Source organism: uncultured Alteromonas sp., assembly GCF_963976965.1.
GTDB classification, from domain to species: domain Bacteria; phylum Pseudomonadota; class Gammaproteobacteria; order Enterobacterales; family Alteromonadaceae; genus Alteromonas; species Alteromonas naphthalenivorans.
In genome coordinates this window covers 377,975-397,740 of record NZ_CAXBMP010000001.1, presented here as the reverse complement: position 1 = coordinate 397,740, position 19,766 = coordinate 377,975, and the positions used below count along the sequence as shown (strand labels likewise).

Below are 19,766 nucleotides of genomic sequence, written 5' to 3'. Positions count from 1 at the left end.
GAAAACCGCTGGATGTGGCAGGTATGCACAGCAGAATTATCATGCTTTATGACGCACTTCTCACGTGGCGCCTGGGCGGCAAAGAAACTACTCGGCGATAATCCGGAAAACATTGTTGTTACTGACCAGTATGCCGGTTATCACTACATCGATTCAGACCACCGTCAATTGTGCTGGGCGCATATCTTAAGAAACATGAATGCGCTGGCGGAAAGCTGGGGAACGAACAAGACTTATGGAACGACGTTAGTCAGGCTCATTCGCATACTGTTCCAGCTGCAACACCGGTATGAGAGTAACGAACTAAGTGAAAAGCGATACCGGGACCGAATGGAAAAACTGCGTATCGCCTGGCGAGAACAACTTGAACTGGCATCAAGGCGTTGTGTTACTCCCCGCTATCAGAACCGGTGTAAGCTGCTGCTAAAACACGATGATATGTGCTGGGTGTTCCTCAGTCACGATGGCGTCCTCCTCATTAACAATGAAGCAGAGCGTTCATTGCGAAGCTATGTGCTGTGGCGAAAAGGCAGCTATGGCGTGTGTTCTCACCGAGGGGAACTGTTCAGACAACGTATACTCACCATTGTAGAAACCTGCCGGAAACAAAAGCTGAATCCACTTAATTGGCTCCGCGCCATTCTCGAAGCGACGTTAAACAAAACGTCCTATCCTCTACTCGGCGACTTCAAAGCAGCCTGTCAATAGGGCCCTGCTGAACGGTTACAACAATTAGACCGATTATAATGGATTAAAAGCAAGGATTTCGTTGCATAATCAGCTACCTAAGGACTAACATATTTAGTGCACTCAACATTAAAGTATCTGGACGTCGGCGAAATTACGAAGCGATCTATATAGTATGATAGTATGAGTTTCGTTTCACGGTTTCGTTACGTACATTAATATTGTAAGCGGGCTTATCATAAGTAAAACGGGCGGAACATCGCATGAAAATATTAGTCGTTGAAGACGAAACAAAAACTGGAGACTACATCAAACAAGGCCTTGCCGAATCGGGCTTTGTTGTTGAGTTAGTTCGGACCGGCCTCGATGGCCATCACAAAGCCATGCTCGGTGAATATGAGTTGATCATCTTAGACGTCATGCTGCCTGATATCGATGGTTGGAAAATATTGTCATCGTTACGAGAGTCTAACAATCATACACCGGTTCTTTTTCTTACTGCTCGTGATCATGTGAATGACCGTGTTAAAGGTTTAGAGCTCGGCGCAGATGATTACTTAGTGAAGCCGTTTGCATTTGCTGAGCTGCTAGCGCGTGTGCGCACGTTGATCCGCCGCGGCACGTCCGTGCCCAATAATATTTTACACATAGCCGATTTGGAGCTCGACATTCCTTCGCGTATTGCCACGCGAAGTGGGCGCACAATAAACCTGACAACTAAAGAGTTCACCTTATTAGAATTAATGGTGAGACGCCAAGGCGAGGTATTGCCGCGTTCTCTTATTGCTTCGCAAGTATGGGATATGAATTTTGATAGCGATACCAATGTGATTGATGTCGCCATTCGCCGTCTTCGAGCAAAAATCGATGATGACTTTTCACCAAAGCTCATTCAGACTGTGCGAGGGATGGGATATAAAATGTGCAGTAATGAATCTTAAGGATCTATCAAAGCGACCAAGCTCTCTCGCCTTTCGGGTCACTATACTTGTTGGGCTCACTATCTTTGTGTGCCTAACGTTTATAAGTCTTATTGTGCAGCAATCGATTGCTCAGCATTTTGAAGAGCAGGATGCAGATGAGCTGAATGAGGTGTTTCTAGCCGTGAAACGCAAGCTTAATACAGCGTATAGTGAAGGGGTTGCACCGTCTAGCATATTATTCCAAGCTGTCTCTGGGCATCACGGTGTCTATTATTTAGTTAAAAATAAAGACAACGAAGTTATTTTTAGCAGTGAGAGTGCGGTGCTAGAAAAATACCCTGGGGATACGTATGAAATAGAACAAATAACGCCATCCATGTTAAGCCTCTTTTTCGACGGCGAACATATGTTACGGGCAACGGAAATAACCGTGCGTATTGAAGACGGCAACATCCAAACACATTATCAAGTCATCGTTGCCTCGAACATGGAATTTCATATGAACTATATGGAAGACTTCGAGACAACATTGTGGGGGATCATTGTATTGTCTGGGGCTATTACGATCTTAGCCGCGCGGTTTGCTGTTTATCGTGGTCACTCCCCCTTACGACGTCTCAGTCGCAAAATCGGTTCCATCACCGCGGATAAATTGGATATCAGGTTGGAACCCACCGAAGTCCCAGTGGAGCTTGCTAATCTGGTGGAGTCCTTTAATGCGATGATTGAGAGACTTGAAAGCGGGTTTGAGCAGCTGTCCCATTTTTCCGCTGACATAGCTCATGAACTAAGAACGCCTATCACCAACCTGACTACACAGACCCAAGTCATACTCAATCAACCACGCTCGACGAATGAATACACTGACATCTTATATTCTAACTTAGAAGAGTACGAGCGAATGTCGAAAATGGTCAGTGACATGTTGTTACTAGCACAAACGGAGCATGGCTTGATCAAACCCAACGCTGAGCGGATAGACTGTCAGAAAGAAATCGGTGAATTAATCGAATACTTTGAGCTCTTGGCCGAAGAGAAGCACATCAGCATTCAACTTATTGGTCACAAAATAACGTTAATGTGCGACAAATCGATGTTTCGACAAGCACTGAGCAACTTGTTATCTAATGCCATTCGGTACACTCCCGATAATGCAGAAGTAACCGTATCTACTCAAATACAGGATAACGAAGCATTGATATCGATTTCAAACCCAGGTAATAAGATCCCTGACATTCAACTTTCTCGCCTTTTCGATCGTTTCTACCGCGCGGATCCATCTCGAAAACGTGACGGGCAAGGCGCTGGATTAGGATTAACCATTGCGAGATCTGTTCTTGAAGTTAACGGTGCACATATACAAGTGGGATCAGATGAGCAGGCAACCACGTTCACGGTCATCTTTCCATTGCGCAGCTGACGCCTCGAACACACGCAAGTGTTAGTTCGAGACGCCAGTTGGACTAAAAGGTATACACGCCTTTTAAATAATAGAAACCGCCGTTAATGCCAATGGGTGACGTCGTTGGGTACTTTGAACCCGCCACTTCGGTATCATAAAGCACATTTTCATCAGGGAGGTTGTCAAACGCATTTCGAGCGCCTAGTGTCATAATAAATGATTCATTAATATGATAACCAACTTCAAAATCGACCGTGTATTCCGCACCCACTTCCTCTATGGGTAAACCGGCATCGATGTGATCTTCAAAAATGTCACTAAAATAATTAAGGCGCGTTAATATCCGCCAATCGCCATTCGTATGATTGCCAGTCAGGCTGAAGCGGTATTCAGGCAAATTATCCTCAATCATTCGAATGCGAGTGGGTGAAATGTTTTGGACTTGCTCACCATTCACATCGAACGTTTTAACATCATCAACTTCTGTATCGGTCCAGTTCCCCGCAAACGAGAAAACCGTATCTCCTCCCAACATTTCCATTGAATAATTAGCGACGACATCAATACCTTGTGTTGACGTTGTAAAGTCATTTGTGAAGAAACTCACTTCACTAAAACTCGATGCGTCAGTGACGCCTTGGGCGAGAAGCGCATTGATATCCGCTTGCGTGAGGGTGATCCCCGACGTTGTGCTGATCCTATCTTCAACTTCAATATTGAAGTAATCGATGGTAACAAATAACCCATTTTCAAATTCTCCTACCCATCCTACACTGTAGCTCGTAGATTCCTCAGGTTGGAGGGGCGTTGCCCCCTTTTGAATGGAAATCGGATCCGACGGCGGCAGCGTGGCTCTATCAACCAATCCCGTTGCACTGAACGCGGTAGTGACGTTTCGTACATTCGATTGTCCTATGGTCGGCGCTTTGAATCCAGTTGCGATGGCGCCGCGTATTGCGACGGTTTCATTCAGTTGATAGCGCGCAGACAACTTGCCTTTGGTTGTGTCACCAAAATCACTAAAGTCCTCGTACCGAATAGCTGCCCCCACCATAAAATCGTCGCTAAAGAAATACTCCGAATCAATATACAGCGCTGCGCTGTTACGACTATTCTTGCCTTGGAACCGAGCGGCTAACCCAGGAAAGCCGTTTGAACCGATACCAAATCCCTGTGCGGCTAAAGGGCCTACTTCGTAGGACTTTGGATCCCCAGCGATGGCTTCAAACGCTTCATATCGATACTCAATGCCCCCGGCTAAGAACAACGGTTCATTCCCGCCAATATCAATATACTTATTGATGTCGATATTGAAGCTCGCTTCTGTTTGAATGTAGCGCCCGGGATTAAACGATGTTGGTGTATCCGGTCCTAATGACGGATTTATGGTGTTGCTAATGGCATAATCGATTTCATTAGTACCATAAGCACCACTGACATCGTAATTTAGCTCGTTATCCAATTCTCCACGAGTACCAACAACCAATGAAGCATCAGTAACGATCCCCCCAAATTTTGGGGTAAATCCACCAGGAAAGAGTTCGTTGAATGCAAAACAATCAGGATTGTTTGCAACTTGGTTGATATAAACAGGGTTTTCTAGCACGTTTGAGCCGACGGCTATATCGGTCGGACAGTTGCCCGATAGATCTGGCGTCAAGTCGGCTACCAGTAATAATTGCTCACCACTGTCATTGGTTCCGCCATCATTGACACCACCGCGGTTGTGTGGGTTTCGAAAGTAAAACCCGCCCTCCACTTCTCGTCTCGCATAGTTACCAAATAAATACGCTTCACTGTTTTGATCAAGCTCCAAACCTGCATTGGCAAAAAACTTAAGATCCCCTTTTATTTCAGGACTCCCCCATACTTGCGCCGGATCTTCAACGAACGTGTTGCCATTGTTTATCAGCGCCGCCGCATCATCGCGTTGTACGCTTCGTGACGTGGGATCGGCCGTTCGATATTCTAGAGAGAGATTGACAAACCCTTGATCAGTCAATGGCAACCCAACATTGCCCGCGACCATCGTCGTTGCGCCGTCCCCTTCATAATATTGACCTTTATTAAATTCCACTAGGCCTCCTTCAGCGTCATCTTTAAGCGCAAAGTTGATCACGCCGGCAATTGCGTCAGAGCCATATTGTGCTGCCGCACCGTCCCGTAATACTTCAACTTGTTTAAGTGCAACAGACGGTATGACGGATATATCAGGCCCTTGCGCACCGTCGGATATTTGACCACCTAAAAACGTAATAACCGCTGAGCGATGACGCCGTTTTCCATTCACCAGTATCAAGGTGTGATCCGGCGCGAGCCCTCTTAAATTCGCGGGACGTACTAGGGTTGAAGCATCATTAATTGGTTGGTCGTTAACATTAAAGGATGGCACGGCGGCTTGCATCATTGTCGTGATGTCGGTGGACCCGGTACTTTTAAATTCTTCTGCGCTGATAATGTCAACAGGTACCGCTGAATCCCCTATCGAGCGTGGCGCTGAACGCGTACCGACGACTGCATTTTTTCTACATCCGCCTCAGTGGTGCCGGCCTGCTCTTGTGCAACCAGCGTGGGTGAAATAGCCACTGCGATAGAAGCAGACAAAAGAGTCTTTGCAAACCCCAACCTTGTCGCCTTTGATTTAGTGTTAGTCATGTGTTTCCCTGATTTTATGTCTATGTCGTGTTGTTTGAAAAATCTCTTGAGAACCCAAACCGGTTGTTACAGATGTAGGAGGGCTAAGAGACTACCGTGCTGCGCAAAATACGCGCAGACACTGGCCAATACTGACAAAATCCGCCATGACCTACATGGCGGTGGAATTACATGATAATTACAATTTTGAAAGGTACTAAGAGTGTAAGAAATGCCTGATCTTCAGCCGGCAAATCATGACAATGCCATGGGACGCACAGGCTATGCTGCGCAGCGCCCCAGCACCGATAGCGTCATGAACAACGGTAGGGATTGGATCTTGAGCACAGCAATGTCATAAGAAAAGCAGACGGTCGATGTGCTCACCTGGTGAGACATTGTTCATTTGATAAGGTGGTATGTTTATCGTTCGCTACATAACATCTTGTGTCGTTTACGCATCAACAGCATTATCATTGCGGCGTATCATCGTTTACGCTTAACTTCTTCGTTTTTTTCACCGTTTTGTTTGTTTGGTGCATGTATTCTGCGATCAGATGCGCTTGTGTGTTTACCGTCGCGTCAGCTGCCACTAATTGCTGGCGAGTTTCATTAAGTGCAATCGTTTGTGTATTCAGAGCGTCAGTCGAAGAGGACAGATCATCGCGAAGCAGATCGGATGCGTGCTCTAACCTCTCGACGGTTTGTTCAAGACGCTGATTGTTACTGCGGGATTGCGCGAGTGCCTCTTCCAAAAAGCGGTTCTGCTCTGCCAATGCTTTGTGATCGTTAAGCGCCTGAGACAATGTAACCTCCAATCGCGCCAGTGTAAGTTTTTGCTCTTGGTTGGTGCCGGTTAAGCCGGCCAGCTCTTGCGTCAACGCGTGTTGTTGATGATTGAGTTGTGCGATCGTACTTTCAAAATGATGGGTTTCGCGCTCACGCTGAGACGCGACAGACGCACGATAATGCTCAAGCGCCGCACGCGCATCCACGTGCTTGTCCTCTAATGATTGATTATGCGTTGTCAGTAACTGGATTTCCTGTGTCATTGATGCGAGCCGTTGTTCGTAACGATCACACTCGCGAAGTGCTGTATCGCGCGCCGCTGTGATGTCAGTCACATATTGAGTCAATTCAGCGATGTCATTGTTAGCTCGCGCAATCTGAGCCTGCAACGTATCGTTTTGCTCCGATAGTGCGACTGCGCAAGCCGCCTGCTCGTCAAGTGACTTTTTAAACCTACTTTCACGTTCAACCAACGTGGCATGCGTCTCCTTTTTTAATCGCGCCGCAACGTGGCTTACAAGCTGCTGTAATTCTTCAGACAGTAAGACTTCTACCGGCGCATTTGCGCCCCCTTCGGTTAAGCGTTTCAAATGCTTATGAATAGTGCTCTTTGAGCCCGTATGCCCGAGCTCTGCGCGCACAGCGTCGATCGACACACTGTCACCGCGCGCAATGATGGCCTCTGTGGCTTGTTTAACGTTTGTCAGCGTCACGCCGGTTCGCGCCATGATAATGTACTGTATTACGTAATATGTATATACAGTATAATGTTGGAAGCATTCGAAATCAAAATAGGGAAATCAAAACAAGCGATAATCGTGGGTTATTTCACCTGTATACGCTGAAGCCCTTGATTAACCATTACATTGATACATACTATCCTTATCGCTAAAAATTGAGGTGTCAAAATCGCCCTATGTCTACCCTCCCGCGAAACGTACAAACACATTCGGTAGATGACTATATTCAGGCCGCCACACGTGATAATACGAGACGCACTTACCAAGGTGCGGTCGAGCATTTTGAAGTGGATTGGGGCGGTATGCTGCCCACTACAAGCGAGGCGCTATGTCGATATTTGGCACACTATGCGAATACCCTTGCCTACAACACACTCAAAACCCGATTGGCTGCCCTGTCCCAGTGGCATCAAAGCCAAGGATTTGTTGATCCCACCAAAGTCATCCAAGTGAAAAAGGTGCTTAAAGGTATACGGGCGTTGCACCCTGCCCCGGTGAAGAAAGCCACGCCCTTGGCGATGTCCATGCTTGAACAGTTAGACAGCCATCTCAATGCCGAATGTCGCAGTGACTCACGAGGTGTCTCATTGCGGGCCGCGCGCGACCGGGCTTTAATTTGGGTCGGATTTTGGCGAGGGTTTCGAAGTGATGAACTCACGCGTCTACTACTCCAGGGTATCGAGGAATCACCTAATCATGGTCTATCGCTTTACCTGTCACAGTCAAAAGGCGACCGGCAATACGCAGGTAAACGTCACCGACTACCGGCATTAAATACGCTATGCCCATGTGCTGCGTTAGATGCCTGGCGAGAGATGTTGGGCGACCACGAGGGACCTGTATTTAGAAAAATCGATCGCTGGGGTGTCATTGCTGAACATGCCTTAAACCCGCGGAGTATCAGTCGTATACTCAGACAACGATTTGAGAAAGCCGGTATCAATAACGCGCAGACATTTAGCAGCCACTCTCTTCGCCGCGGTTTCGCTTATTGGGCGGCAGAGCAGCGTTGGAGCTTAAGCGATCTGATGACACACGTAGGATGGAAAGACACACGTACCGCCATGGCATATTTAGAGACACTGCACCCTACATTCCAACAACCAACATAACGGATCCAGTTTATTCATCAATACTATCTTGGCTGGGCAACAACGCGTCCGGCGTGACACCGATAACATCGGCTAACTGATACAGTAATTCGATCGTGATATTGGCTTCACCACGCTCAATTCGGCCCACATAACTTCTGTCTACTTTCGCCTGTAGCGCTAACGCTTCTTGCGACAATCCTGCAGATTTGCGCGATGTTCGAATGACGCGCCCTAACGCGACGGATAACTGTGACATAAACTGACCTGCTTAAAAGTCAGTAATATCTCTACTTGCGGCTTAATAAACCACGGACTATAATCCGCATTTTTAAAATTCCCTTTGCAGTAAAAAGGTATATTATGCGGCAATTTACGCCACACCCTGGCCTTATTCAGGCCATTGTCTCTCTCGATAGCCCGCGTTTTCGCGTCACCGACATCCGTGATTGTTACATGACATTATATCCAGGCAAACAAAACAAAAATGACGTGAGACGTTGGATACACAGTTTTATGCGGACGTTTATAAAGCATGGTTTATTAGTTGATGTCACAGAAAATGAGGACAAAGCGGCGCACTACCGCCAAACGAATAAATTACATTCGATAGTCGATTCATCGGCAAGTCACAACATCAACAATCAAGACACGTTGGAAAAAAATCTTACTGAAATACAAAAACGGCTCCATGCACGACAACATGATATTTTGATCAGCTTAGGGGCAACCGAGGAACTGGAAAGTTTAAAATCCGAATTCCCAGACATGGCCCTGCGCATTGATAAAAAATTAAATGAATTTAAAGATCAAAATGTACGAACGCTTGGAAAAATAAAAGCACTCGAATTATTACTCTCTGCTACTTCATGAAACTTAGACATTGGCAAGCCCAATGCCTTGACGCTGCCATGAAACACTATCACAGTGGTCATCGGCAATTTGGTTGTTTAGCTACGCCAGGTGCTGGTAAGTCCGTATTTGCCGCAGTGACGGTTAAAGCCATGCTCAACGCAGGTTTAGTGGATTTTGTATTGTGCATTGCACCCTCTGTTACGGTAAGAAATGGACTTAAGTCAACGTTTGAAAAGGTGTTGGAGCAACCTATGGACGGATTCTTGGGCTCCATTGGATTAACACTGACCTACCAAGGCTTGTCATCAATGGCACCCGGGATGATTGGCAGGCTGTTGCAACAACGCCTGATCATCGTACTCGATGAAATTCATCATTGTGGTGGTCATGATAGACACAATGCAACCTATTGGGGCGCATCACTGATGGCGTTGATGCAACACAATACACCGCCATATACATTATCCTTATCCGGCACGCCATGGCGAACGGATGAAAACTATGTCACCTCATTGCTTTACGATCAAAACCTACGTCCCAATATGCAGTTTAGTTATGGGCTAAATGATGCGGTTAAAGAAGGTGTGTGCCGCACACCTTCAGTGCATTTGATCGACAGTTCGAAATGGCGAGTGATTGAGCCAGACCACACCACGCGCACGCATAACAGTCTGAAGCAACTCCTTAAAGATGAAAACCTGGCCTATCAACACGTCCTAGAGGAATCATTGTTTCTCTCGAACATCCTGCACTACGCGAATGAGAGATTAGTCACACTGAGACAAGATTGCAGTGATGTAGGCGGGTTGATTGTGGCTTCAAGTATAAAACATGCCACACAAATACAACGAATGTTAAGAAACATTACGCAGCAAGAGCCATGGCTCGTTACGAGTGACACAGATAAAAGCCATGCAGTCATTCAACAATTTAGAAACTCAGCTGCGCCTTGGTTAATTTCAGTTGGTATGGTCAGTGAGGGAACCGATATTCCAAGACTACAAGTATGCTGTCATCTTAGTCGGATCTGCACTGAACTGCACTTTAGACAGGTGCTTGGCCGGATCTTAAGGAAGCGCCCAAAAGATACTCATCCACAAGCAACCTTGATTGTGCCTGCGCACCCAGAGTTAAGTGAGTTTGCCGCGTTCCTCAAAGCAGAAATTCCCGAACATGTTTCGGTGGTCTGGCGGAAGAAAAAAGGCGACAGTTTAATAACTTCAGTAAGCCCATCCGACGACACACTAAAGCCTGATCCTGAAACACGTCTAACAAGTCAAGTCACAGAAGGCTCAAACCTTACAGAGTCGCAGAGTACAACAAATACCGGAGCGACCTCTAAAGCGTTGATCGCGCTAACATCATACGGAAAATTTGAAAAAGAGGTACTCCGTTTCACATAAATCGGAAAAAATAAAAAACAGTCCAAACGAAACAACGGAAATTAGCTTGATTGGATTAAACAACGCGTACCTTATTGCTTGATTTATTCTCGCTCAAAAGGTAATTCGCAATCTCCACAAATGACATTAAGTGTGGCTTTGCCGTAGATCTTTGTATCACATCCAGGACACACATGTTTACTGCGCGTTTGACGTTTAGCGACTTCTGGAAGGTAAAATGTGTCTGGCATAGCGTTGAAATCGTCATTCGTAGACGGTAATGCTCCAGATGCTGCCTCATCATCCAATGACACAACGTTGGCATTTAATACATCACTTGCATGAGCACAGTGTTCAACTAATGCATCCTGCGCCAACGTGGGTGTGTCGACAATCACAGGCTCATGAAGCTTGGGCAGCGCCAATCTATCTACCCAGTTTAGTCTGAAATCTATATCTTGCGTCAAGGCATTCGCCGCCTTCATAAAAAGACCTTGTTTCATGATAAAGTCACTCATATGACGTCCTACGATCGCACCTCCGGGCTCGCCTGTATCCGAGGGCATCAAACCGACATCCATCATCTTTTGTGCCCATTGTCTATTGTGGTAATGGCCCTCGCTAGGCTGTCCAAAATGAAACTGCCATGCATGGACCATTTCATGCACGAGCGTTTGAAAGATTTCAATCATTCTTGATGAGGCAAAATAGGCGGGATTGATGCTGATTTCACTACACAGTTTACCTTGTGCGTTACCCCATCTCTTAGCCGCGAAGAACCCCATGACATTCTTTTTTCGTTGTAAGGTGAAAATCACGGGAGGCAACGCATTATCAAATAAGCATGCATTAAAATGGTCGTATGCGGTCACGAGCGGTGCGTAAAGTTCATCTGTAGGCGACATGACGTAATTAATATGATTCTGACAATCGTTTAACTGTACATTACATTAATGATGACAGTTTTGTTAGAAGATACGGTTATTAAAAAGAGAAAATTGATTCCAAAATACTTTATTTTGTACAGTGTACACTGCACAAATTTATCGATAATGTTATTAAAAAGTCGATATTAATATCGAAAAGGAATGAACATGGCACAAATGAAGGTGCTCTCTGCTGCAAGAAAACAAGCCTTTAATAGCGTACCAAAATTGACCAAAGAAGCAACGCTTGGCTATTTTACTCTGGATTTAGAAACAAAAAAATCTTACGTAAAATGCAATCGGATGTGGCGAAAGTGGGCTTTCTCGTTTCAAAGGCTTATTTTCAAGCAAAAGGACGGTTTTTTGAATCGAGTCGTTTCTTTGCTGCTGATATTAAAAGAGCTTCGCGTGTACTGGCGCTCAATCACGCTGTCGATATGGACAAATACACCCCAGAAATGGCAACTCGTCATAGGAAACAAATCCTCGCTCAGTATAACTGGCAGGCCTACAGCAATGAGACCGCAGCACTGTTAGCCTTACACACAGACAGTTTGGTCTCTATTCGCATGAATAAAGAAGACATCTTATTTGCATTGGTGTCATTTTGTTGGATGCGACGTGTGGAGATCCCTTCATACAACCAGTTCGTGGACATTATCTCTATCGGATTTCAATCTTATGAAACACGTATGCTTGAGCGAGTCGAGACATCATTATCCGCAAAAAAGAAAAACGCATTAATTCAATTTTTTCCACAACATTCACATCTACACACCATAGGCGAGTTGAAAAGGATTGACCAAGGGCTTGGGCAACGAAGCCTCAATCAGAACGCTTCTATTTTAAAACTGTTTAGTGAGCAATTTAGTGAGTTAGCCAGAGTGTATAAAAAGGTTAACTTGACAGATGAAGCCATCACACATTTTTCTGATGCTATATATTTGGGAAATAATGACGAAATCAGGCGCCTGAAAAATGACAATAAACAATCGCTTTATTATCTTTCTTTTATTTATGATCAGGTTCACAAGCGTAATGACTTTGCCGCTGATGCTCTTCTCAAAGTCGTTAAACAATTTACGAATCGCGCAAAAGGTGATGAACGTAGCAAACGTGATGAACAACGGTTAAGCACATTAGAAGCAAATAGAACCGTGCTCAACAGTGCGAAAGACGCCAAACGCGTCTTAGAGCTGGTGTTTTCAATTACCAAAGATCCAAATCTATCATTTGAAGAGCGTAACGAACGTTCCCAACAGTTGATAAGCGCTTTTTTTAGTGCGCAAAATCCGGAATTTGATAAGCATATTGAGCGTGTAGGAAACAGCATAATCAAACAAGCAACACACGCTGATTACTACAGCTCGCTTTTTGAAAACAGTCTTAAACTTCAACGTTTACTTGGTTCACTTATTAAAGCGATGAGTTTTTACAAACAGAGTAAAAATCAAGCGCTGCTAGATGCAATTGACTTTTACCTTTCGCAGCCCAAAGCGATTGACGAAGATTCTCCTACTGCGTTTCTAACGAAAACCGAAGCTAATCTTCTGTTTGAGGAAGACGATATAAACCCGCTTAATAAGTATCGTGTATTTCTTTTCAATGCAGTAGCAAAAGGACTCAAAGACAAATCACTCACCCTAGAATATTCGTACCGCTACAAGCAAACGCCCAGCTACATGATTGGAGTCGAAGAGTGGCGTAATCATAAGAAGCGATTATTGGCGGCTGCTTCCCTGGATAAATTTTTTGATGGTCGTTCGGTACTCGATGGTATAGGTATGAGTGTGACCCAGCGATTTGAAGACGTGACTCGTCGTATTGCTCAAGATGAAAACCCCCATTTCTCTGTCAAAGACGACGGAACCTGGCGTATTCGATACCCTGATCCAGAATTCTCCATTGCTAAATACATCCCAACCTTACTAGGGTCATCGCGTTCAGTCACACTTCAAGATGTCATGTTCGAAATTGACCGACATACAAATTTTTCAAGCTGCTTTCGCAATCGGCTTCCTCGCGGCGGTAATACAGAGATTGATATTCGTTTACTTTTTGCCACGGTGTTAAGTTTGGGAACGAACCTTGGGCACACTGAGCTGGCCAGAGCCAGTAAGCTATTTTCTGAAAAAGCATTGAAAGATACTGAAAATTCTTGGGTATCGATTGCCAATTTACAACGAGCGAATGACTGTCTGGTTAAGACTATTCAATCTCTCTCGCTGCCGACAATCTATAACGAAAATAATGGCAGGCTGCACACAAGTAGCGACGGTAAGAAGGTTGTCGTAAACGTCAATTCGTTGTTGGCAAATTACTCATACAAATACTACGGAAAAGAACAAGGCATAAGCGTAAATAGCTTCTTGGACGAAAAACAGTCTTTCTTTCATGTTAACGTTTTGACATCATCAGATCGTGAAGCGCCTTATGTGCTAGAAGGATTGGTATCTTCTAAACACACACTGATGCAAGACGACATTGAGGAACATATTCACAGCACAGACACCCATGGGTATACAGAGGCGGTATTTGCCGGTCTTTATCTCATGGATGTTTCATTTGCCCCTCGCATTAAAAACGTTCATCACCAAACGCTTTATGCTTATCATTCCAAATCAACACAGAAGTATTCTGATTCACCACTTGCCCCTAAGTCCCAAATCAATAAAAAACTTATATTGGATAATTGGGACGACATTTTAAGATTGATGGCATCGATGAAATTAAAACGCTGTAGTTCATCTCAGATGCTCAAAATGCTATCCAGCAGTGAGCGTGATAATACTTTGTATAAGGCATTTAAAGAATTCGGTAGGTTGCTAAAAACCCACTTTATTCTCAATTATGTAGACGACGAAGAACTAAGACAAAATATTCAAAAGCAGCTCAATAGAGTTGAGCTGGGGCAAAAACTTGCTGATAAAGTACTTTTTGGCAGAAATGGCAAGCTTCAGGTTGGTTTGCACGATGAAGTTCAGTTGGTGATGGCTAGCAATACTTTACTTCGCAATATGATAATCCTATGGAACTACCTTTTCCTCTCTGACTACTGCTTAACACTCGATTCTGAAGAACAACGCGCAAAAGTAATAGAGTCAATTTCAACTGGCTCAGTCATTGCTTGGGCCCATATTAACTTTATGGGTATTTACGAATTTAACCCAGTAGGTAAAAGCAGGTTTAATGCGACTTTGAACAAGATGCGCAATGTTTCTATCTAGATAATTTATTATTATCAATGGGTTAGCTCTTTATGTCGTAATCTAGTGACCTATACGGTAGTTCAGCCTAGATATCAATACCCTATTTAACATAATATACATTATGCGCAATTAAGTATATGAGGGTTTAGGGTAGTTGATGCCAGCCTTCTCGGTAGCTTTGTCGTGCGTGATGACTTACACACTTTTTTGCGTTTGCAGCTATTGCGTGGTTATGAGGTGTGTTTTTATAACGTGCGTGAGATTAAAATCTGAGGCCGCTTTGCGCGCATACGGTCACCGTATGCGCGTAGCGCAGCCTTAGTTTTCTATTAATTTGCAGGTCTATTAATTAGATTCAGTGTCCGGTCAACTTGATGACGGTAAAAAGATATATCGTCAACTCGCTCGTAATCTAGAATAAAGTCTGGCAACAACTGATGGTAAATTGCTGGCACAATTAAAGATGTATCAACCTTCGTTTGATAGATTTGGAAGTTCAGATTATCAGGACTAATATGCTCTATAATATCGTCAGTTAATTCTTGTATTACTTCACCACCATAGCTTTCACCTTTAACACTATAAGCATCCAGTAATTTACTTCCTAGGTATTCAATACCGAACCAGTTTTCTGATTCTTCCTGTAAATAATCTAAGCTAAATACACAGTAATTGTTTTGCCATTTACACAGGCAAACAATGGATTCTTTATTGAAATCGGCATGCCTGGCATAGTCCATTGCTTTGTTTAAATTCATTGTGCTTTTCTCGATTGGTGAATCAGATTCTTTGAATACGCCCAGTCCGGAACCTCAGCTGGTTTGGCTTCTAATATTCTAAACAACGGAACTACATTTGATTTCGCAGGTTCGCATGGCCTTAAATCGATATTGATCCCATATTCCATTAACGATTTTCGTTGCCGGTAATATGTGGCTTTCGACATCATACTTCTTAGGTCATGGCCCTCAGTCCATAATGTTTAAGTTGCTATTAATTTATTAGGCAGCTTTGCCGTGATTTCATCAGTTAATCTTATTTGGTCAGTCATTTCTATTTTACCTAAGTACAGGTTGAACAACTGGCGAACTCGATTGGGTGTTAAGTCTTTCGCTTGCGTAATATCGAGCTTTTCTAGTTCTTTGCGGTGTAAACGCAGCTCGATACGCAACTTGTTTTCTGCCCAATTTTCGATGCCGATATTAGTTAATTGCTCAGGTAACTGTCCGGTTTTAGTTCTGATTTCTTCGGCTTTGCAATACAGTTTAATTGCCCAGCGCTCAGAGGTTTTTCCGAAGTAAAGCGTTCCTCCCTTGGTGGTTGGTCTGCCGTGACGTGTCTTAGCTTTAAACTCCATGGCGCGGATAAATGCTAGAACATCACTGCGTGATGGTAAGTTGAACGAGTAATTTATGTCGGTCATTCCAAGGTTATAATTACCGCTACGGATAGCAACTCGCTCTGGTAATGTTGGTTGAAGCTTGAACTGGTCTGCAATAATGTTGAACGTGTCATAAACAAGCGTAAGCAGATCGTCAGAGCCAAATACATTGTGATTGTGACCTTGAAGGAATTTAGAAGGGTTGCCGCTTACCCATAAATGGGTTGCGTTGCCCTGCCCGTCTGCGCCTTCACTCTTAATAGATATTCGCTTGTCATAACTGCCAACAGCATGATTTCTTTTTGGGCTGCGCCATTCAATTTCACCATGTTCGTCCATGCTAAAAACTTCTCCAGCATTTAATGGAGCGTGAACAATTGGCAAAGAGGCACGAACCCAATCAATCATTGGATATTTACCTGTACGGTTCTCATTTTGAGACAAAAGTCGGGTATTACTAGACTTCCCAGCTCGCTGTAATTTTTCACTCTGCAAAACCTGTCAATACACTTATATGTGAAATACAAATACACATGTAAAGCAAGTCAAGCTTTATGGTTTAAAAGCGTGGTGTATGATTCTACGTACACGTGAAATAAGAGTGTTAAAGTATTTTTATAGGCGAAAATGTTAGGGCGTTAAGGTTACAAAGGGCTAATCCAATCACAGTTTGCAAGCGCATCAGCGATGCAATTAACGCAGGTTTCAAGAGTTGTGAACGGCGATACAGATCCAAAGGCGTCTACGCTTAATAAGATCATCACTTGCTTAGGCTGCACAGCTAATGATATTTTCAATAAACACAGCGAGTGACAGAAAATGAATTTAGAAGAATTAATTTATGCGAAGGATATACTCACAGGCATGGACATTAAAACCGTTGCAGTTTTATCGCGCTTGCTTGATAACCACGCGTTGTTTATTCAGCAGGTACAAGACACTTACAAGAATGACCCACATCCACAGGCTGCAGCAATGAAAAAGCGGGCTTGAATTTAGAGAAATACGGCATTAAAGAATAGGCCATCGTTTCCCCTGCTCTCGCGTTGTATTCGTCCGGTTTAGCAGGGTGGCCATGACTCTTTATTGAACGGAGTCAGGCCGTTGGGTGAAGAAGATTCTGCATTTATACCTAGAAGAACGCTTCCGTTCACTTCATGCCGGCTGGGCATAAAAAAGCCCTCAAATGAGGGCTTTTTTGCTTATTTACTAGTTTTAAAATAAATCTCAATCGTCTTACAAACCCTATTCACAAAGAAGTAGGCTATTAATAAATAAACAACTGTAGGATCGACTGTTATCATGTTTTCTATAAACTTTAATGCTTCGTTTCGCATAACGATTTTGCCGTTGTCTGTTTGCGCGCGAGGCTTGGGCAATACAGCCCTTTTATTATATTTTCTTCTACAACGACTAGCGCTCGTTGGTATATCGTCCACGTTTCACAACATTGAAAATATTCTTTAATTATACCTAATTGGAAGTACAATTTGTGAACTATTTTTGAGCGCGTTATAACTATGAATAAACCAGTCACTTTGACCACTGACCAACAGCTAAGTTTGGTACGCATGCCGTAATTGCTTATACAGCTTGCCGCCACGCAACTTGTCTTGCTGTACTTAGCCGTAAACCCACTCATGACTGACTGGGTGGCCAAGAATTTTTCCTACACCTGCAATCTGCTCGGGACTCCATTTCTGACTCAACCCAAACTTAACAAGATTCATCGTCAGGACGGGTATTCCATATTTCGCTGCCTGACATCGTCGTTTCATCGTCTTAGCCTGCGCAACTTCAGGCAAGTAGTGATTCTTCCGAATTCTGTTACGCCGTACTTCACGACCAATCCTGCTGTGGCTCACTTTAAGCCGCTTATTAATATCCCGGTAGCTGAAACCCTCGTGTAAGTAGGCCTCGATCTGGTATCGTTGGCCTTCGATCAACTGCTTGTAACTCATGATAATACTCATGATTGTTTGGCGACTACAGAGTACCACCAACAGGCAGTTGATCTCTTGTCACCGTTTAACCATGAGTGATGCACTTATTATCTGAATTCGGGGCCTTGGGTATCTCCAGAATTTACGTAGCGACACCTTAAATTTGGAATATTTTTTATATTAAGTACTATTGCATCATGATTATTCGGTATGCATTTTATTACTGCTCAATTAAATTCTTACAATACGGCCCCTATTCTCATACTAATTTCGGTCTTAAGTTATTTATTTTATATTCCTAAAGGATAAATTTTAAGCACCTGCTCCGATTCACTAAATAAATTTCATGCCGTGTTTTTTTTACTTCTCTTCCGAATTAAGTTATTAGCCTCTTCATAAAAGTAGCATGGTATATCCTTGTGGCTATTTGATAAATTTGCGTAATTAAACTCAGGGGGAGCTTCACTAGGATCTATTTCCTTAAAATCACTTATAATTTTGTTTTGCTGTTTTGTATCTGAAAAACTTAAAATATGTACGCTGATATCAGCAAGTTTTTGTAACGCTAATAGCGCCCCCTTTAAATCACCGTCGCCATATAAATTTGCACTATTACGTTCAAACTCTAACTCAAGGTTAGTTGTAGGTTTTATCAGACGACAGCAAAGTTCTTTTTCGGTGTTATGGAGAACCTGTGCGATTTGTATGAATACTTCGACTATTTGACCTTTGTCGGTCGAAGACAACTGAGTAATTAAACTATAGATTAACCCAAAATTTGCATCTAAAACATCTTCAAATGAGTTGTCTACCGTAAACGTTGGAATTCCAGACTCACTCTTTGGAAAAACTTTGTGGTGTAACTCTCTAGATCTTATTATGACATCGTCATTTATGATATTTTCTATATGCTTTTCAAATAGCTCAATATGACGATGATAGTTTGTAAAGTCGTTTTGGGCAGAGAGCAAATTTATACTTTTTTTAGTTTGTTCTGAACGGTGATTTGTTGCATATAGAGCAAGAAGAGGGATAAGTGTTGCTAGGATAGCCAAGGGAAATTTAAACATTAAAAATAAATTGTTGAATCCATTATATGTAAAGTCTAAGTATAAATCGTATTGGAATGAACTAACTATGCTTATGGTAAGCAATAAAACGATAAATAGAAAAATCACACACACACATGTTTTCTTAACTATAGCTAATTGAAAGAAACTTTGGTTTGCGGGAAATGCATCCAATAACTTGTCAAACAAAATAAAAACCTCCAATAATGAAACCAAATATTTAAACAATTTTTAAAATTATACTGAAAAATATCTCTGGTAAACAAGCTATTTGCAATCTTTCTCAATAAACAATGGGCTATTGGCGTCAATAGCATTGATGAAATCTGTAATAATTTTGCTATTAATTACAATATTTGGGTTAGTTTTTCAAAGCCGCATTTTCTATTTCTAATATAATTATGCGTTCTAACATTCTTAACAACTGCTTGCGGTTTTCTCTTTGTATTTTAGTCAGGTTTTTATTTAATAAAGTCACATCTTCTTCTGATAAAGATACTTCAACACTTTCGGTAATATTCGCGTTGTGTACAAATTGTTTGTAATGACTAACGCTGTTTTCTATTGCAGTATCTATTAAATGTTGCGAACAGCCAACTAGCTTGCCAGTAATATACGTTGCAATAACTTTTCTTACTTCTGCTAAACATGTAGGAAACGCTATAACATTTTCTACATGTTGTTTTATGTCATCACTTTCAATTGTGCTCACTAAACGCTACCTTCAATCTACA

Annotated in this window: 18 protein-coding genes and 1 pseudogene; 9 read left to right on the top strand and 10 right to left on the bottom strand. The window is 43.1% G+C overall.

Going from position 1 to position 19,766, the window contains the following annotated elements; all coding sequences use genetic code 11:
* From AAC006_RS01720 to AAC006_RS01710, 3 genes are all read left to right on the top strand, one after another.
* Positions 1–708, top strand: a 708-nt coding sequence (locus AAC006_RS01720; RefSeq protein WP_339890580.1) for an IS66 family transposase, incomplete at its 5' end; no start/stop codon positions are given.
* 242 nt (positions 709–950) lie between these two features.
* Entirely contained in the window at positions 951–1,628 is a 678-nt protein-coding gene (locus AAC006_RS01715) for a heavy metal response regulator transcription factor (RefSeq protein WP_071978925.1), read from the top strand.
* Entirely contained in the window at positions 1,618–3,030 is a 1,413-nt protein-coding gene (locus AAC006_RS01710; RefSeq protein ID WP_126872260.1) for a heavy metal sensor histidine kinase, read from the top strand. Before AAC006_RS01715 ends, AAC006_RS01710 begins: the two co-directional genes overlap by 11 nt.
* 43 nt (positions 3,031–3,073) lie before the next feature.
* Here the strand turns inward: AAC006_RS01710 and AAC006_RS01705 are convergent, their stop codons facing one another.
* A complete protein-coding gene (locus AAC006_RS01705) occupies positions 3,074–5,467 on the bottom strand; it encodes a TonB-dependent receptor (protein WP_260563458.1) in 2,394 nt (797 codons plus the stop codon).
* Between the two features lie 26 nt (positions 5,468–5,493).
* On the bottom strand, positions 5,494–5,667 hold the full coding sequence (locus tag AAC006_RS01700; RefSeq protein WP_232363357.1) for a hypothetical protein: 174 nt from the start codon (positions 5,665–5,667) through the stop codon (positions 5,494–5,496).
* 211 nt (positions 5,668–5,878) lie between these two features.
* Between AAC006_RS01700 and AAC006_RS01695 the strand changes: the two genes are divergently transcribed.
* Positions 5,879–6,007: a hypothetical protein gene (locus AAC006_RS01695; protein ID WP_260563439.1), complete on the top strand. Its 129-nt coding sequence runs from the start codon at positions 5,879–5,881 to the stop codon at positions 6,005–6,007.
* 112 nt (positions 6,008–6,119) lie between these two features.
* On the opposite strand, the gene AAC006_RS01690 is transcribed toward AAC006_RS01695, so the two are convergent.
* A complete protein-coding gene (locus tag AAC006_RS01690; RefSeq protein WP_126872261.1) occupies positions 6,120–7,163 on the bottom strand; it encodes a DNA-binding protein in 1,044 nt (347 codons plus the stop codon).
* A gap of 188 nt (positions 7,164–7,351) precedes the next feature.
* On the opposite strand from AAC006_RS01690, the gene AAC006_RS01685 reads away from it, so the two are divergent.
* Complete coding sequence (locus tag AAC006_RS01685) at positions 7,352–8,287, top strand: site-specific integrase (protein ID WP_126872262.1); 936 nt, start codon at positions 7,352–7,354, stop codon at positions 8,285–8,287.
* Positions 8,288–8,297: 10 nt separating this feature from the next.
* Here the strand turns inward: AAC006_RS01685 and AAC006_RS01680 are convergent, their stop codons facing one another.
* Entirely contained in the window at positions 8,298–8,525 is a 228-nt protein-coding gene (locus AAC006_RS01680; protein WP_049588578.1) for a helix-turn-helix transcriptional regulator, read from the bottom strand.
* Positions 8,526–8,629: 104 nt separating this feature from the next.
* Between AAC006_RS01680 and AAC006_RS01675 the strand changes: the two genes are divergently transcribed.
* Complete coding sequence (locus tag AAC006_RS01675) at positions 8,630–9,139, top strand: hypothetical protein (RefSeq protein WP_049588577.1); 510 nt, start codon at positions 8,630–8,632, stop codon at positions 9,137–9,139.
* Positions 9,136–10,524 (top strand): DEAD/DEAH box helicase family protein, encoded by a 1,389-nt coding sequence (locus AAC006_RS01670; protein WP_049588576.1) that lies wholly within the window; start codon positions 9,136–9,138, stop codon positions 10,522–10,524. Before AAC006_RS01675 ends, AAC006_RS01670 begins: the two co-directional genes overlap by 4 nt.
* An 83-nt stretch (positions 10,525–10,607) precedes the next feature.
* Here AAC006_RS01670 and AAC006_RS01665 read toward each other — a convergent pair whose 3' ends face one another.
* Positions 10,608–11,021: a hypothetical protein gene (locus AAC006_RS01665; protein ID WP_260563440.1), complete on the bottom strand. Its 414-nt coding sequence runs from the start codon at positions 11,019–11,021 to the stop codon at positions 10,608–10,610.
* A 635-nt stretch (positions 11,022–11,656) separates the two neighbouring features.
* Here AAC006_RS01665 and AAC006_RS01660 point away from each other — a divergent pair.
* Positions 11,657–14,656, top strand: coding sequence for a Tn3 family transposase (locus AAC006_RS01660; protein WP_339890583.1), 3,000 nt, complete (start codon positions 11,657–11,659; stop codon positions 14,654–14,656).
* Between the two features lie 311 nt (positions 14,657–14,967).
* On the opposite strand, the gene AAC006_RS01655 is transcribed toward AAC006_RS01660, so the two are convergent.
* Complete coding sequence (locus tag AAC006_RS01655) at positions 14,968–15,396, bottom strand: hypothetical protein (RefSeq protein ID WP_013784100.1); 429 nt, start codon at positions 15,394–15,396, stop codon at positions 14,968–14,970.
* Positions 15,393–16,427 (bottom strand): annotated as a pseudogene (locus AAC006_RS01650) (phage/plasmid replication protein, II/X family). The gene AAC006_RS01655 and the pseudogene AAC006_RS01650 overlap by 4 nt, the downstream one beginning before the upstream one ends.
* 411 nt (positions 16,428–16,838) lie before the next feature.
* Here AAC006_RS01650 and AAC006_RS01645 point away from each other — a divergent pair.
* Entirely contained in the window at positions 16,839–17,012 is a 174-nt protein-coding gene (locus AAC006_RS01645; RefSeq protein WP_013784097.1) for a hypothetical protein, read from the top strand.
* A 629-nt stretch (positions 17,013–17,641) separates the two neighbouring features.
* On the opposite strand, the gene AAC006_RS01640 is transcribed toward AAC006_RS01645, so the two are convergent.
* The 3 genes from AAC006_RS01640 to AAC006_RS01630 all read right to left on the bottom strand — a co-directional run bounded on the left by AAC006_RS01640 (position 17,642) and on the right by AAC006_RS01630 (position 19,744).
* Entirely contained in the window at positions 17,642–17,980 is a 339-nt protein-coding gene (locus AAC006_RS01640) for a helix-turn-helix domain-containing protein (protein ID WP_013784096.1), read from the bottom strand.
* A 326-nt stretch (positions 17,981–18,306) separates the two neighbouring features.
* On the bottom strand, positions 18,307–19,221 hold the full coding sequence (locus AAC006_RS01635; RefSeq protein ID WP_013784095.1) for a hypothetical protein: 915 nt from the start codon (positions 19,219–19,221) through the stop codon (positions 18,307–18,309).
* Between the two features lie 172 nt (positions 19,222–19,393).
* Positions 19,394–19,744 (bottom strand): hypothetical protein, encoded by a 351-nt coding sequence (locus AAC006_RS01630; protein WP_013784094.1) that lies wholly within the window; start codon positions 19,742–19,744, stop codon positions 19,394–19,396.
* Between the last annotated feature and the right edge of the window lie 22 nt (positions 19,745–19,766).

Excerpts from the sequence above, each read along its gene's own strand:
- AAC006_RS01715 (WP_071978925.1), top strand. The coding sequence starts at position 951 with ATGAAAATATTAGTCGTTGAAGACGAAACAAAAACTGGAGACTACATC.
- AAC006_RS01710 (WP_126872260.1), top strand. The coding sequence starts at position 1,618 with ATGAATCTTAAGGATCTATCAAAGCGACCAAGCTCTCTCGCCTTTCGG.
- AAC006_RS01700 (WP_232363357.1), bottom strand. The coding sequence starts at position 5,667 with ATGACTAACACTAAATCAAAGGCGACAAGGTTGGGGTTTGCAAAGACT.
- AAC006_RS01695 (WP_260563439.1), top strand. The coding sequence starts at position 5,879 with ATGCCTGATCTTCAGCCGGCAAATCATGACAATGCCATGGGACGCACA.
- AAC006_RS01690 (WP_126872261.1), bottom strand. The coding sequence starts at position 7,163 with ATGGCGCGAACCGGCGTGACGCTGACAAACGTTAAACAAGCCACAGAG.
- AAC006_RS01685 (WP_126872262.1), top strand. The coding sequence starts at position 7,352 with ATGTCTACCCTCCCGCGAAACGTACAAACACATTCGGTAGATGACTAT.
- AAC006_RS01680 (WP_049588578.1), bottom strand. The coding sequence starts at position 8,525 with ATGTCACAGTTATCCGTCGCGTTAGGGCGCGTCATTCGAACATCGCGC.
- AAC006_RS01675 (WP_049588577.1), top strand. The coding sequence starts at position 8,630 with ATGCGGCAATTTACGCCACACCCTGGCCTTATTCAGGCCATTGTCTCT.
- AAC006_RS01670 (WP_049588576.1), top strand. The coding sequence starts at position 9,136 with ATGAAACTTAGACATTGGCAAGCCCAATGCCTTGACGCTGCCATGAAA.
- AAC006_RS01665 (WP_260563440.1), bottom strand. The coding sequence starts at position 11,021 with ATGAGTGACTTTATCATGAAACAAGGTCTTTTTATGAAGGCGGCGAAT.
- AAC006_RS01655 (WP_013784100.1), bottom strand. The coding sequence starts at position 15,396 with ATGAATTTAAACAAAGCAATGGACTATGCCAGGCATGCCGATTTCAAT.
- AAC006_RS01645 (WP_013784097.1), top strand. The coding sequence starts at position 16,839 with ATGAATTTAGAAGAATTAATTTATGCGAAGGATATACTCACAGGCATG.
- AAC006_RS01640 (WP_013784096.1), bottom strand. The coding sequence starts at position 17,980 with ATGAGTTACAAGCAGTTGATCGAAGGCCAACGATACCAGATCGAGGCC.